This window comes from Paenibacillus sp. cl141a (assembly GCF_900109305.1).
Classification (GTDB): domain Bacteria; phylum Bacillota; class Bacilli; order Paenibacillales; family Paenibacillaceae; genus Paenibacillus_AQ; species Paenibacillus_AQ lautus_A.
The window spans coordinates 276577-290279 of record NZ_FNZO01000004.1 but is presented as its reverse complement, the minus strand read 5'-3'; the positions used below and the strand labels follow the sequence as shown (position 1 = coordinate 290279).

The 13703-nt window shown below is 52.8% G+C and carries 12 protein-coding genes and 2 riboswitches; of the genes, 9 read left to right on the top strand and 3 right to left on the bottom strand.

Going from position 1 to position 13703, the window contains the following annotated elements; translation table 11 throughout:
* Nucleotides 1-22: 22 nt before the first annotated feature.
* A complete protein-coding gene (locus BMX45_RS14025; RefSeq protein WP_090910196.1) occupies nucleotides 23-880 on the bottom strand; it encodes a LysR family transcriptional regulator in 858 nt (285 codons plus the stop codon).
* Between the two features lie 125 nt (nucleotides 881-1005).
* Here BMX45_RS14025 and BMX45_RS14020 point away from each other — a divergent pair, with 125 nt between their 5' ends.
* The 7 genes from BMX45_RS14020 (at nucleotide 1006) to BMX45_RS13990 (ending at nucleotide 8658) form a co-directional block, all read left to right on the top strand.
* Complete coding sequence (locus BMX45_RS14020) at nucleotides 1006-1917, top strand: DMT family transporter (RefSeq protein WP_090910195.1); 912 nt, start codon at nucleotides 1006-1008, stop codon at nucleotides 1915-1917.
* Between the two features lie 231 nt (nucleotides 1918-2148).
* Nucleotides 2149-3108: a LacI family DNA-binding transcriptional regulator gene (locus BMX45_RS14015; protein ID WP_090910194.1), complete on the top strand. Its 960-nt coding sequence runs from the start codon at nucleotides 2149-2151 to the stop codon at nucleotides 3106-3108.
* A gap of 163 nt (nucleotides 3109-3271) precedes the next feature.
* Complete coding sequence (locus BMX45_RS14010; protein WP_012818641.1) at nucleotides 3272-4534, top strand: ABC transporter substrate-binding protein; 1263 nt, start codon at nucleotides 3272-3274, stop codon at nucleotides 4532-4534.
* Between the two features lie 169 nt (nucleotides 4535-4703).
* Nucleotides 4704-5579, top strand: a complete 876-nt coding sequence (locus BMX45_RS14005) for a carbohydrate ABC transporter permease (RefSeq protein WP_012818642.1) — start codon at nucleotides 4704-4706, stop codon at nucleotides 5577-5579.
* Nucleotides 5579-6415 carry a carbohydrate ABC transporter permease gene (locus tag BMX45_RS14000; protein ID WP_009595886.1) on the top strand — a complete coding sequence of 279 codons (837 nt, stop codon included), beginning with the start codon at nucleotides 5579-5581 and terminating at the stop codon, nucleotides 6413-6415. Before BMX45_RS14005 ends, BMX45_RS14000 begins: the two co-directional genes overlap by 1 nt.
* The gene (locus BMX45_RS13995; RefSeq protein ID WP_090910193.1) at nucleotides 6412-7173 is read left to right on the top strand and encodes a polysaccharide deacetylase family protein; all 762 of its coding nucleotides are present in this window, start codon (nucleotides 6412-6414) and stop codon (nucleotides 7171-7173) included. Before BMX45_RS14000 ends, BMX45_RS13995 begins: the two co-directional genes overlap by 4 nt.
* Before the next feature lie 51 nt (nucleotides 7174-7224).
* The gene (locus BMX45_RS13990; protein ID WP_090910192.1) at nucleotides 7225-8658 is read left to right on the top strand and encodes a serine hydrolase domain-containing protein; all 1434 of its coding nucleotides are present in this window, start codon (nucleotides 7225-7227) and stop codon (nucleotides 8656-8658) included.
* A 68-nt stretch (nucleotides 8659-8726) separates the two neighbouring features.
* On the opposite strand, the gene pruA is transcribed toward BMX45_RS13990, so the two are convergent.
* On the bottom strand, nucleotides 8727-10274 hold the full coding sequence (gene pruA, locus BMX45_RS13985) for an L-glutamate gamma-semialdehyde dehydrogenase (RefSeq protein WP_090910191.1): 1548 nt from the start codon (nucleotides 10272-10274) through the stop codon (nucleotides 8727-8729).
* Between the two features lie 197 nt (nucleotides 10275-10471).
* Here pruA and BMX45_RS13980 point away from each other — a divergent pair, with 197 nt between their 5' ends.
* On the top strand, nucleotides 10472-11392 hold the full coding sequence (locus BMX45_RS13980) for a proline dehydrogenase family protein (protein WP_090910190.1): 921 nt from the start codon (nucleotides 10472-10474) through the stop codon (nucleotides 11390-11392).
* A gap of 149 nt (nucleotides 11393-11541) precedes the next feature.
* Here BMX45_RS13980 and BMX45_RS13975 read toward each other — a convergent pair whose 3' ends face one another.
* Complete coding sequence (locus BMX45_RS13975; RefSeq protein ID WP_090910189.1) at nucleotides 11542-12006, bottom strand: hypothetical protein; 465 nt, start codon at nucleotides 12004-12006, stop codon at nucleotides 11542-11544.
* A 131-nt stretch (nucleotides 12007-12137) separates the two neighbouring features.
* Nucleotides 12138-12310: riboswitch (cyclic di-AMP (ydaO/yuaA leader) on the bottom strand.
* Nucleotides 12311-12856: 546 nt separating this feature from the next.
* Nucleotides 12857-13025: riboswitch (cyclic di-AMP (ydaO/yuaA leader) on the top strand.
* Between the two features lie 130 nt (nucleotides 13026-13155).
* Between BMX45_RS13975 and BMX45_RS13970 the strand changes: the two genes are divergently transcribed.
* Nucleotides 13156-13566 carry a hypothetical protein gene (locus BMX45_RS13970; RefSeq protein ID WP_090910188.1) on the top strand — a complete coding sequence of 137 codons (411 nt, stop codon included), beginning with the start codon at nucleotides 13156-13158 and terminating at the stop codon, nucleotides 13564-13566.
* Nucleotides 13567-13703: the final 137 nt, after the last annotated feature.

Genomic DNA, 13703 nt, shown 5'->3' with positions numbered 1-13703 from the left:
TTTCCTGTTCCGGTCGAAGTATTTATTCGGTCTTCTCAAACGGCTCAATAAAATGATTAAAGGCGCTGGTGCGAAACAGGTCGCGCCGGAATACAAAATGGACCTTGGAGCTGCGGTAACGCTTAGGAATTTGGAAGGCCTGCAATTTCCCGTCATCCACCCAGTCCTGGACGGAAGAACGCGTTAACAGCGAGATACCCAGCCCGGCGGCCACACCGCCCATGATGGCTTCCAGCGTGCCAAACTCCATAATGTTCATGGGCCCCACATTCTCCTCATGAAGCCATTGCTCCAACCGTTTACGGTGATAGCAGCCCCTGCCAAAGAACAGCAGCGGTTTGGTGAGCAAATCGCGAAGCGCAGCTTCCGTGGGTTCCGAGATGAGGACAAGCTCCTCGTCAAAGGCCCGGATTTCGTTAAAGTCCGGGTAATCCAGAGGTCCGCTGATAAACGCCCCGTCCAGTTCATATTCGTTCAGGGCTCGAATCAAGTCGGCCCTATGGCCTGTAATCAATGACAGTTTCACATTAGGGTAGCGTTTATGATAATCCAGCATGATACCGGGAAGATGTACCGCGGCTGTGGTTTCCGATGAGCCGATTCGCAGCGGTCCCGACGGTTCTTCCGAGAATTGCGTCGATTTCACGGCTTCGTCAAGCAAACGCGTAATCTGATCGGCATACTTGAGCAGATTACAGCCGGCCGAGGTTAAGGCAACGCCGCGGCTGAGCCGATAGAACAGGGGCGTGTTCAGCTCGGATTCAAGCTGCCGGATTCTAGCGGTCACGTTCGATTGCACGTAACCCAGGCTTGCGGCAGCCTTGGTTATGTTTCCTTCACGGGCAACGGCCTGGAATATCTTCAGATCCCCACTCTCCACCTTAGCAGCCTCCTTATATCCATCATTCACAGTGATGGTTCGAATCTTATTTAATTATTTTACATGATATGAAGGTCGGAATAAACTGTGGATACACTTAGTTAAGGAGAGGGGAAATCATTGGCATGAGCAAACCGCGTATGCTGTTTCTGACGATATTTACGATGCTGGTCGCGGGACTTAACTTCCCGGTCGGCAAAATTGCGCTGTCCTTCGGTTCCCCATTCGTGCTGCTGGCGATCCGGTTCGTGGGAGCGGGGCTTCTGATGCTACCTTTCATTGTAAGAAGGCCCCATCCCAGGGGCGGCGCTGCCTGGCTGAAGCTGGCCGCGATCGGTCTGTTTCAATCGGCACTCGTGATGAGTGGCATCTACCTGAGCATGCAGACCATTTCCTCCGGCAGCTCCTCGGTTTTATCCTCCAGCAACCCGATCTGGTTCATCGTGTTCAGCTTCCTGATTTTCGGTATAAGGTACCGTCTTCTTCAGTGGGCGGGCGTAATTATTGGTTTTGTCGGCGTGTTCATTACGCAAGGGTTGCAGATGCAGATGCAGAGCGGATTCTGGTTTGCGTTGGGCGCGGGGATGGCTTGGGGCATGGCGACGCTGCTAAGTTCCCGTTGGGGCAAGGAGTTTGACGCTTGGGTCATGGCTGCCTATCAGATGTTGATCGGAGGAATCCTCCTGCTCATCGCAAGCCCGCTGCTGGAGCAGCCGCATTTTGTATGGGATTCGTCCCAGATCGTCAAGGAGCTCTTTGTTCTGGGCTGGATGATTCTGGTGAGCTCGATTGCCCAATTCGTCACTTGGTATTATGTGCTGCGCAACAGCGATCCCAATAAAGCCAACGTTTATCTGTTCCTCATTCCCGTGTTCGGCGTATTATCCGGATGGCTTATACTAGGTGAGCAGCTGCACTGGTACACTTTGGCTGGCACAGTGTGTATTGGGCTTGGCATTTATCTGGTGAACCGGCCTGGACGAGTGGACGTAACAAAGGATCCATTCATGATCAAGGAGCGATGCGGTACCGCATAAAGGCAAGAAATCTAATATATTCGAATTTAGCAGGTCGCGACGATGCCATTCGTGCGGCCTGCTTTTTTGCCATGACAAGCAAAGGTTTTCTGGCCTGAGCAGGTATCACGATAAGTTATGACAAGGGAAAATCCAAGAAAAATTTTGTCCCAGCAAAATAAGTAAATTTTATTAAAAATAAATCCATGTTATATTAAATTTACTAACGCCTTTGGAGAGGGGATAGGATTCATGAGTGGTTTGAAGGAAATTGCAAAGCTCGCGGAGGTCTCGGTGTCTACGGTGTCCAACGTGCTGAACGGGCGCAAGAACGTGGGGCGGGAGACGAGGGAGCGGGTGCTGAGGTTATGCTCGGAGCACGGCTATTTTCCGCATAAGTCAACCAAATCCGATAAAAGCAACACGATTATATTCGTCTTCAGCGACTTTGATCGCGATTATTATTTAAAAATCATCAAGGGGATCAGCCATTGCCTCACGGAGAATGGGTATGACCTCATCATCTGCACGAATAAATCCAGCACCAATTTTATGCGCAGCAAGTTTGCAAGCGGTACCATAAGCCTCGACCGAAACATGACGGACGAATATTTAGTCTCGGTAGCCACGCCGCAGTTCCCCGTCGTTCTCATGGACCGGATTATCGATAACGAGTATGCCAATACCAAAAGCGTGATCGTGGACAATTACCCCGTGATGTGCGAAATGGTTCAGGCGCTGGTGGATAAACAGTTCAGAATCTTTGGATACATTGGCGGACTGGAGTTTACCCTGGATCATAAGGAACGCTTCGCCGGATTTATGGATACGCTTTCGAAGAATGGCATCGCGTTTGACAGGCGGAATTACTTCCATGGCGATTACAGCGAGGAAAGCGGATATCAGGCGGCCAAGATCCTGATCCTTAGCAACGCATTGCCGGAAGTGCTGGTCTGCGCTAACGACAATATGGCGCTGGGCGCGATCAAAGCTTTCGAAGAGAACGGCATACGGGTGCCGGAGGACATTTCGATCACCGGCTTCGATAATTCGGACGCGGCGGCGATGGCCGGCTTGACGACCATTGCGATCCCGCGTTATGAAAGCGGTTATTTGGCGGCGAAGGAGCTGCTCGAGATGATTAAGGGAACGACGGGCAGGGAGCCCTTTAAACTGAATGCCACGATCCAGTGGAGAAAAACGGTGAGATAAACTTTATTTTTACATCGAGTAAAATATCATAAATTTTACTAGTTTTTTTACTTAGTATTTTTATGAAAACGCGTACATTTTTATTGACATTCTAGGTAAACCGCCCTATGATGGGTTTGTAAACGTTTTACTTTATAGAGTCCTTGAGGGGGAGGCGTGTCACTTGAAAAAAGTAAAAAAGGTATTGAGCATACTTACGGCAACGGCTTTGGTTGCGACACTCGCGGCCTGCGGCGGTACATCTGACAAAGATTCTGGAGCAGCAGCCGGAGGAGATGGGGGAGATAAGCTGAAGAAAATTACCCTCTTCCAATCGAAAGTCGAAATTACGGAACCTCTTGAAGCCTTGGTTAAAACCTATAAAGAAGAAACCGGCAACGAGGTTGAAGTATGGGGTGCCGCTGGCGACGCTTATTCGCAGCAGCTGGTGGCGAAGCTCAGCAGCAACCAGGGCCCAACGATATTCAGCGTGGCTCCTGGACCCGAGTCCGAGAAGCTGAAATCCTATTTTTCCGATTTGAGCGGGGAGGAGTACGTGAAGAACATTGCGCCCGACATGGAATTGAAGGTCGAAGATAAGACCGTCGGCGTTCCGTACGGCGTAGAAGGCTTCGGTCTCGTATACAACAAGGATCTGGTGGATCCGGCTAACATGAAGGACCTGGATTCCTTCACCAAGACGCTGGAGCAGCTGAAGGCTGACGGCAAGAACGGTTTGAGCCTGTCCCAGGAGGCTTACTTCCTGATCGGACACATCATCAACACGCCGTTTGCGCTTCAATCCGATCCGCTGGCCTTCATCGACCAGCTGAACAAGGGCGAAGTGAAAATGGCCGACACGAAGGAGTTCCAGGAATGGGCGAAATTCATGGATGTCATCAAGGCCAACACCAAGAATCCGCTGGAAGTGAAATACGATAGCCAGATGGGCGACTTTGCAACGGAAAAAACGGCTATGGTGCATCAGGGCAACTGGAGTTATTCCATGCTTGCGGACTTCGGCGATTTCGGCTCCAAAGTCGGCATGATGCCGTTCCCGCTTGCCGGCAACGATAAGATCGCCGTAGGCGTAGCCAGCTACTGGGTCGTCAACAACCAGGCGGACGCCGAGGAAGTCAAAGCCGCAAACGCTTTCCTGAACTGGCTCTTCACGAGCGAGACGGGCAAGAAGGCCATCGTGGACGATTTCAAATTCATCCCGGCTCTAACGAACATTGAAGCAGGCGATCTGGATCCGTTGTCTCAAGCGGTGCACGAAGCAACCACGAAGGGCGAGACGATCACTTGGGCGCTGAATTACTTCCCATCGGGTATCATCACCAACGATTTGGCTCCGGCTACGCAGGAGTACTTCATGAATCCGGGCATGACAGGCGAGCAGTTCCTGCAGAAACTCGATGAAGTATGGGCGAAAGCATCGAAATAATCTAATTGAAGCCGAAAAGGCAATCATCTGATATCACAATTCCATGAAAACGAAAGCCTAGCCTCAGACGTTCTGATGATGAGCGTTAGGCTTTTGTTTTTTCTATCACGACTTCAAGGTTTGATGCCGCCTTGCGGGAATCATCCGGAACGGAAAGAAGGTATGGATTATGAGCAAAAGAAAGGATAAAGCCTGGTTTGCCCTGTTTACGGTGCCGCTTCTGTTTATTTTCACGACCGTGGTCATCATCCCGTTCATTATCGGGATCGTGTACTCCTTCGTCAATTGGGACGGCATTCCGGCGAATCCGAAAGTATTCGTAGGGTTCGACAATTACGTTCAGCTGTTCCAGGACGACCGATTCCTGTCATCGGCTTGGCATACGGTTCAATTCACGCTGCTCGCGCTGGTATGCGTCAACGTACTGGGACTGGGCTTTGCGCTGCTGGTGACGACAAAGCTCCGCTCGAGAAATGCGGCGCGGACGATGTTTTTCATGCCGAACCTGATCGGCGGCCTGATTCTGGGTTACATCTGGCAGTTTATTTTTACGGATGCGTTCAGCTTCCTGGGAGAGAAGACCGGATTCGACAGCGTGTTCTTTAACTGGCTGCTGCATCCGCAGTTTGCGCTGTATGCGATCGTTGCGGTATTCACCTGGCAGCTGGCAGGTTATACGATGATCATCTACATCGCGGGCATCCAGGGGATTCCGGATGAGCTGATGGAAGCGGCGAAGGTCGATGGCGCCAACCTGTGGCAGCGTCTGAAGAGCATCGTGTTCCCGCTGTTAATGCCTTCGTTCACGATCTGTCTGTTCCTGACGCTGTCCGGGGCGTTCAAAATCTATGACGTGAACCTGTCGTTGACCAAGGGCGGTCCGAGCAATGCGACGGAGATGTTTGCGATGAATATTTTCAACGAAATTTTCGCTTACGGTAATTATGGATTAGGTCAGGCGAAAGCGATCATCTTCTTCCTGATTGTGGCCGGACTCACGCTGACGCAAGTCATCATCACGAAGAGAAGAGAGGTGCAGATGTAATGAAGAAATCAGGGAAATGGCTGCTCGATATCCTGCTGTTCCTCGCCTCGCTGGTCTTCTTATCTCCGGTCTTCATCATGCTGATCAACTCCTTTAAGGATCGTGCCGAGCTGTATGAGAATGCGCTTGCGCTGCCTTCTTCCTTCAGCTTTGAGTATTATAAATCCGCGATGGAGAAGATGAATTTCTTCACGGCACTAGGTAACTCGCTGTATGTCACCGTCATCTCGGTGATCATCGTCATCGTGCTCGCCTCCATGACGGCATGGATGCTGGTGCGGACGGACAATAAGCTGAGCAAGGTCATTTTCTTCACGTTTGTGGCGACCATGCTGATTCCGTTCCAGACGCTAATGATGCCGCTGATGCAGGTGATGGACTGGATCCGCACCAATCTGCACATTCCGATGCTCAACACCCATGAGGGCTTGATCTATATGAACGTCGGCTTTACGTCCAGTATGGCGGTGTTCCTGTACCACGGGTTCATCAAATCCGTGCCCGTTGCGCTGGAGGAGGCGGCTACGCTTGACGGTTGCTCCAAGCTGGGCGTGTTCTGGCGGATCGTGTTCCCGCTGCTGAAGAACATCAGCGTGACCATCGCGATCCTGAACGTCATCGCGCTGTGGAACGACTATCTGCTTCCATCGCTGACGCTGTCGGACAAAGGGCTGCGGACAATCCCGCTCTCGACCTTCTATTTCTTCGGAGAATTCACGATCGTGTGGAACCAGGCGATGGCCGGTCTGACGCTGACGATCATCCCGGTTGTCATTTTCTACGTTTTCGCGCAGAAATACATTATCAAAGGGATTGCCGCAGGTGCTGTGAAATGAGGCGGATCATTACGAGAGCCGACGATTATGCTTCCAGCCGATCCGCGAATGCTGCGATTGCCAGGACCGTAGAGGCCGGATTCATCAAAAATGTGTCCATCATGGCGCCCGGTCCTTATCTTGCCGAGGCCGCGCAGCTGCTGGCGCATCGCAAGGACATCTGCTTCGGCTTCCATATGACGCTGAACGCCGAATGGGATAACGTACGCTGGGGACCTGTTGCCGCGAAGGAACAGGTCCCTTCGCTTGTCGATCGGGCCGGGTATTTCTATCAGGACCCGAGCTTGTTTCAACATCATCCGCCTTCGCTGCAGGAGATCCTTATAGAGTGCGAAGCGCAGCTGGATAAACTGACTGCGGCTGGCTTCAACATTTCTTACGCGGATTCCCACATGCTGCCCGAGCGCTTCATTCCCGGGCTGCAAGCGGAGCTGGACCGCTGGATGGAAGCGAAGGGGCTTATCAACCACCGATATTACTACAACTTTTTCCCCGGCGGCGTTCCGGACGGGGCCGAGTCGTTTGAAAGGGTGCTTGGCGGCCTGACGGACGAACAATACTTCTTCCTGTCCCATCCGGCGCTGTATTCGGAGGAAATGGTGCAGTGCGGCAATGCTCAAGTGGATGGGAAGGAGCTGGCACGAGGGCGTGATCAGGAGGCCGCTTTCCTTGCACGGGAGGACTTGAACGAGATTAGCGAACGTTGGGGCTTCCGTGCCGTGCGATATGATGAAGCGGTGCCGATATCTGGTGTATAATGGAAGAGTCATGATGAATTTATCTTGTTATATAGGGAGAGGCGGAATAGGATGAACACGAACACGGTTCGATTATTGCCAAGAAGTACCCCCGAAAACCAAGGAATCTCATCTCAGTCCATCAAACGTTTTATCGACTCGATTCAGGAGAAGGAGCTTGAGCTACACAGCTTCATGCTGGTTCGGCACGGGCATTCCGTTGCGGAGGGCTGGTGGAAGCCGTACGACGCGGACAAACCGCATATGCTGTTCTCGCTAAGCAAGAGCTTTACCTCTACCGCGATTGGACTCCTGGTCCAGGAGGGCCGGATTACGCTGGAGGATCGGGTGATCGGCTTTTTCCCGGAAAATAAACCGGAGGATCCGTCCCCGAATCTGTCCGCGATGACGATACGCGACTTGCTGATCATGGGCACGGGACATGCCCAGGAGCCTGCCATCCAGTCCGATATTTGGGTGGATGATTTCTTCAAGCAAGCAGTCGAGCATGAACCTGGAACCCACTTTGTATATAACAGCGCAGCGACATACATGCTCTCGGCCATTCTGCAGAAGGTCACCGGCATTACGCTGCTGGATTATTTGCAGCCCCGTCTGTTCGAACCGCTCGGCATTCAGGGGGCTGCATGGGAAAGCTGCCCGCAGGGAATCAACACCGGCGGCTGGGGTCTTAAGCTGAAGACCGAGGACATCGCCAAGTTTGGCCAGCTCTATCTTCAGAAGGGAGAATGGGATGGCCGGCGCCTGATTCCGGAGGCTTGGATTGAAGAAGCGACCTCCAAGCAGATATCCAACGGACCTGCGGATTCCTCTTCGGACTGGACTGAAGGATACGGCTATCAATTCTGGATGTGCCGCCATGGAGCATACCGCGGCGACGGCGCGTTCGGACAATTCTGCATCGTGTTCCCAGAGCAGGATGCAGTCCTGGCGATCACCTCCGGCCTTGGAGATATGCAGGCCGTGCTGAATGAGGTATGGGAGCATGTGCTGCCGGCGATGGGAGCAGACCCGCTGCCGGCCGATGCCGACGCGGCCTCATCCCTTGCCGGAACGCTGCAAGCGCTTAAGCTGGATCCGCCAAGCGAGAAGGCGTTATCTCCGATGGAGAAGGACGTATCCGGGATCGTCTATGATCTCGAAGAGAACGAGGAGAAGCTGCATTCGTTCTCCGTCCGGTTTGAAGAGGATGGCGGAGTGATGGAGTTTACGGGGGAACATGGCGTCAACTCGATTGCCCTAGGCCGGAGCGAGTGGAAGTCAGGAACCACGAAGCTGATCATGATGACGGATCAAGCGTATGCTGCCTCCATGACCTGGAAGGATGACCGGACGCTGCAGCTGACCGTCAGGCTGACCGAGACGCCGTTCTACTTAACGACGGAATGCACCTTCAGCGAGGAAGGCATTCAACTTGCCTACTGGATGAACCAATCCTTCGAGGGCAAAGTGGTCCGGGAGATTAAGGGCAAAGCCAGGGCATAATGCCGACAAAACAAGGAACATTAAAAACCTCTCCATGATCATGGAGAGGTTTTTTTGGCACGCCGTATTCAGAACCGTTCCGATACCACCTTCGGCTGCGTGAACAGGAGCAGGTAGTCGCGGCCGCCGGCTTTGGAATCCGTTCCGGACATATTGAAGCCGCCGAACGGGTGGGTGCCCACCAAGGCGCCGGTGCATTTCCGGTTCAAATACAAGTTGCCGACATGGAAATCGCGCCGTGCCTGCTCCAGATGCGCGCGGTTGTTCGAGATCACCGCGCCGGTCAGCCCATAATCGGTATTATTGGCGAATTGAATCGCTTCGTCGAAGGAGACTGCCTTCGTGAAGGCCACCACCGGGCCGAAGATTTCCTCCTGGGAAATACGGGCAGTGCTGTCCACATCGGCAAAAATCGTAGGCTGAATGAAATACCCCTCCGGATCGCCCGGAAATCCGCCAAGTACCAGCTTGCCTTCGCTTTTCCCGATTTCGATATAGTCGAGAATTTTACGGTACGCCTTATCGTCGATGACGGGTCCCACCTGAGCCTCGGCATGGGAGGGGTTTCCGATCACCAGCTTCTTGGAGCGCTCGATGACCTTCTGCAGCACGGTATCATAGACGTCCTCATGCACGATGGCTCTGGAGCAGGCGGAGCATTTCTGGCCGGAGAAACCGAAGGCCGAAGCGGTAATCGCATCCGCAGCAAGGTCCAAATCGGCTTCGTTGTCCACGATGATGGCATCTTTCCCGCCCATTTCGGCGATGACGCGCTTGATCCATCGCTGCCCCGGCTGTGTTTTGGCCGCACGCTCTTGAATTCGCAGTCCAACGTCGCGGGAACCCGTAAAGCTGACAAACCTGGTCAAAGGGTGATCCACCAAATAGTCGCCCACTTCCTGACCCGGACCAGGCAGGAAGTTAACGACACCCGGAGGCAGGCTGACTTCTTCCAGAAGCTGCACGAATTTGGCGGCTATGACCGGGGTGGTGCTCGCCGGTTTCAGCACAACGGTGTTGCCGGAGACGATGGCCGCCGTGGTCATACCGGCCATAATCGCGAGCGGGAAGTTCCAAGGCGGAATGACGATGCCGACGCCAAGCGGGATGTAATCGAGATGATTCTCTTCCTCCTCGTGGACCGTCAGCGGCTGGGGCGCGCTCAGGCGCTGCATTTCGCGGGCATAGAACTCCATGAAATCAATCGCTTCGGCCGTATCCGCGTCCGCTTCGGCACGCGTCTTGCCGGCTTCGAGGGTCATCAGCGCGGAGAACTCGAGCTTGCGCCGCCGCATGATTGCCGCGGCCTTGAACAGGTAGCGTGCCCGCTCGTTCGCCTCGGTGTGCTTCCACGTCTCAAAAGTACGCGCCGCCGTCTGAATGGCTTGCTCGGCAAGCTCGGTATCCGCTTGGGACACGACGCCGATGACTTGGCGTTTGCGCGACGGATTGACCGACTTTGCGGTACGTTCCGTATGGATTTTGGCACCGCCGATAATCAAGGGGTACGATTGGCCAAGCTCGGCTTCGACCCCGGATAACGCCGCATCGTATAACTTGTTGTTCCACTCGTTGTTGAAGTCCATAAATGGTTCGTTCCGAAAAGGTGCTCGCATGGGGAGGCCCCTCCTTAACATGATATGAATCGAAGCTTCAGGCAAATGGTCCAGCTGCGGATCGTCATGGTGGCATGATAGGATCTCCTGGTGAAAACCTCTATTTAAATATGTATGTCTTCCTGCATGCCGTCATGATTTTTGCATATGAGTTAGATAGAGTGCATTTTGGTTTACCTTGCAAAGGGGGCGCGCGCATGGACGGAACCGAGCTGTACCGTAAAGTGATCCTGACGGTGTCCGGCAATAAACTCGTGAAATGGCTGTCGATCAAGTACGGCCGGAAATTGGCTGGCCGATTCATTGCCGGCGATACCTTGGATGAGGCGCTGGACGAAATCGAGAGGCTGAACGCGAAGGGCATTCTCGTTACGTTGGATCATTTGGGGGAGGGCATTACGACGCTGGACGAAGCGGCCGGGTACCGAGAGGAATATTTGAAGCTGGTGGAAGGGATTGCGAAGCGCGAAGTGCAATCGAACGTATCCTTGAAACCGACACAGATGGGCATGGCCCTGGACCCCGAGAAGGCTTACGAAAACATCAGGTCAGTGGTAAGAAAGGCAAAAGAGTACCGGAACTTCGTTCGCCTGGACATGGAGGATTCGCCGTATACCCAGGCGACCATCGATATGACACTCCGCCTCCATAAGGAGGGGCTGACGAATGTGGGGACCGTGATGCAGGCCTACTTGTTCCGTACGGAGGAGGACGTGAAGAACCTGCTCAGGGCCGGCGTTAATCTGCGGCTGGTGAAGGGGGCGTACAAAGAACCGGGGACCATCGCCTTTCAGCAGAAGCGGGAGGTCATTGACAACTACAAGAAATTGATTAAAATGCATTTCGACCAAGGTTCCTACGTCGCGATTGCCTCGCATGATGACAACATCATCGACTGGGTGAAGGTATTTGCCGAACAGAGTTGCATAGACAAACAGGACTATGAATTTCAGATGCTGTATGGACTGCGGATGAACGATCAAGCAGCGCTTGCGCAGGACGGCTACCGTATCCGGTGTTATATGCCCTATGGAACGATGTGGTACCCGTATTTCACCCGGAGGCTGGCAGAGAAGCCGGCCAACCTGATGATGGTGCTCAAAAATATGTTCAAGTGAGCGGGATCCGATTGCAGAACCCCGTCAAAATGCCTGATAAAATAAGCGGCTTTTTGACGGGGTTCTTCATGGTTTCAAAAAACATCAGGCTGCTTAGAAGTGCCCAATCCAAAGGAAACGGGGATAGTAGCTCTCTGTAGCTGTTGCCCCTAGAAATGATAATACGCCTCCGAGCAATTCATAAGGAAAGAGCGCTCCAGTGGCAGTCCGCCTAACCGCTCTCGGGTGATGTGCCGATGCAGGTTGATCTCCAGATCGGCGAGGGCGGATACAGCAAGTTGCATCCGTGCGGGTCCCCACTGCTGCTGCTTTCGGGCATAGCGAATGGCCTCAGTCACGGACATGCCTCTCAGCCTTGAGAAGACGGATGCCCAGCGGACCAGGTCCGAAAATTCTCTCGTGCTTGGCAGGGCATATTCGACATATCCTGCCGCGTCTTTGCAGCTGACTTTGAACAAGCCGCAGTTCCAGCCTTGATCGCTCCAGGGGATAAAGCATTCGGCCGAGCCCCGATCGAAACGAAATATCTCCATATGGCCGATAGTCTCTTCACCTAATGCAGGCACTGCGGTTTCGATGACGGGTGTAAGCGCTGCCTCGATGAGTTTCGTCATGATATGATCTACGCTCCTTTATAAGCATGTTATATGCACGGCAAATAGGCCTGGTGAGCAGAGATGCTCTCCAGGCCTATTTATGGTTAGAGGCCCAATACCGGCGGCCGCTATGCCAAAGCTTGGATGGTATTCTCTCTCAACAACGCGCCTACGAGGTTAGCTGACGGATTCGGACTGAGAGCACCCTACCACTGGGCCCTTCGATCCTAGGCGCAGCGGATTCACCCCAGTCACCAATCGAAGACTGGTGACTTTGGTTCCCCCGTCTCCCGGTCTGTCGGGAGCTCGGCGTATAACGTGTTTCGAATAGATGGATGAATCATACGCCGGAGGAAACGAAAAGTAAATGACCGTATGGGACCAATAGATTCCGAAATGTGATGAAAACGGTAAAAGAAAACGCGTACAATCGGCCGTGTCATCTATTATCGTGGCAAAAACTCGGTATCTCGTTGGATTGCGATAAATAAGAGAAAACAAGAGAAATACATAGTATAGAGCAGTATTCGGAAGATAAAGACGAAATACTGCTTGGTTCCTGTTCGACATAACGCCAGATGTGTTTTTGCTCACATTTACATCCTGCAGGGCCGGACGTATGATACGAACTATGAATTGACGGTCATCAACGACCAAGGCATACGGACAGTCGTTCCACAAAGATCTAAAGGCAGTGTGAGAGCTACGCCGGGTTCTTTATATGGATCGAATCTTAGGAGAAGGCACCATGGGCCTTGCTGAGATTTGAAGGTAGAGGCGACTCTCACCGCGTGAACCTCCTGTTGCTGTGCTGTTATGCCCAGTCTGGATGACAAGTCAATGGCTAATAGAATAACATGCTACTCGTTTTTAATTTTCGCTGAGTCCTTGAATGGAAAAGGAACGGGGGAACCAGTCGGGAGATAAATCTGATCTCTCTGGGGTGAATCCTATAGACAAGATAACGGTCTATGGGTAGGGCGACTCTCACGCCCGAATCCGTCAGCTAACCTCGTAAGCGTATCGAGAGAGGCAACGATTGTCGTGGACTTGGGCTACGGTGTATTTCACCGTGTCCTGTTAAGAAGCCTGCGGGAAGAGTTCTTCTCTTTCCGCAGGCTTCTTTGTTGTTGCCTTCTCTTTCTGACCTTAGGAGGAGAAACGAAGATGGAGAAACCACAGGAATTCATCCTGGTATCCGCGCCGAACAAGGCCGGGGAGGAATTCGTCCGCCAGCTGATTCACAAACGTGTTCCGTTTGCGGCCATAGCCAACAACCGGGCTGAGCAGCAGAGGCTGCGAGAACTGGGCTGCAAACCCATCATTTTGATTGATACAAGAGACGAGCAGACCTGGATCATTCCCGAGTTTCCCGTCAGCAAGGTGTTTCTGTTCGAAAGCAGCTTGAATCTGTGCTGCCGCTATTTACGGATCTGCCGGACATGGACCTCGGAGTCGATTTACGTGATCACCCATTCCGGCAATCCGCGCTTGATATACAAAGGGCTGGGTGCCGATGTGGTGCTTCATACGAATCATCATCAGGTGTCCTTTCTGATGGCATCCGTAATGAGCTAAGCGTGTGGACTGACGCCACAAGAGTTAGGGGAGGTTACATTCATGCAGGATTTATATATGGTGCTCATTTTGGGAGGAACCTACGGACTGCTCATGCTGTTTATGTCCTGGTGCGGGCGCGTGGTTTCGGAACCGGA

Bases quoted from the DNA above. Each gene is read 5' to 3' on its own strand.
- BMX45_RS13975 (WP_090910189.1), bottom strand. From the start codon at position 12,006: ATGACGAAACTCATCGAGGCAGCGCTTACACCCGTCATCGAAACCGCA.
- BMX45_RS14000 (WP_009595886.1), top strand. From the start codon at position 5,579: ATGAAGAAATCAGGGAAATGGCTGCTCGATATCCTGCTGTTCCTCGCC.
- BMX45_RS13995 (WP_090910193.1), top strand. From the start codon at position 6,412: ATGAGGCGGATCATTACGAGAGCCGACGATTATGCTTCCAGCCGATCC.
- pruA (WP_090910191.1), bottom strand. From the start codon at position 10,274: ATGCGAGCACCTTTTCGGAACGAACCATTTATGGACTTCAACAACGAG.
- BMX45_RS14020 (WP_090910195.1), top strand. From the start codon at position 1,006: ATGAGCAAACCGCGTATGCTGTTTCTGACGATATTTACGATGCTGGTC.
- BMX45_RS14005 (WP_012818642.1), top strand. From the start codon at position 4,704: ATGAGCAAAAGAAAGGATAAAGCCTGGTTTGCCCTGTTTACGGTGCCG.
- BMX45_RS13990 (WP_090910192.1), top strand. From the start codon at position 7,225: ATGAACACGAACACGGTTCGATTATTGCCAAGAAGTACCCCCGAAAAC.
- BMX45_RS13980 (WP_090910190.1), top strand. From the start codon at position 10,472: ATGGACGGAACCGAGCTGTACCGTAAAGTGATCCTGACGGTGTCCGGC.
- BMX45_RS13970 (WP_090910188.1), top strand. From the start codon at position 13,156: ATGGAGAAACCACAGGAATTCATCCTGGTATCCGCGCCGAACAAGGCC.
- BMX45_RS14015 (WP_090910194.1), top strand. From the start codon at position 2,149: ATGAGTGGTTTGAAGGAAATTGCAAAGCTCGCGGAGGTCTCGGTGTCT.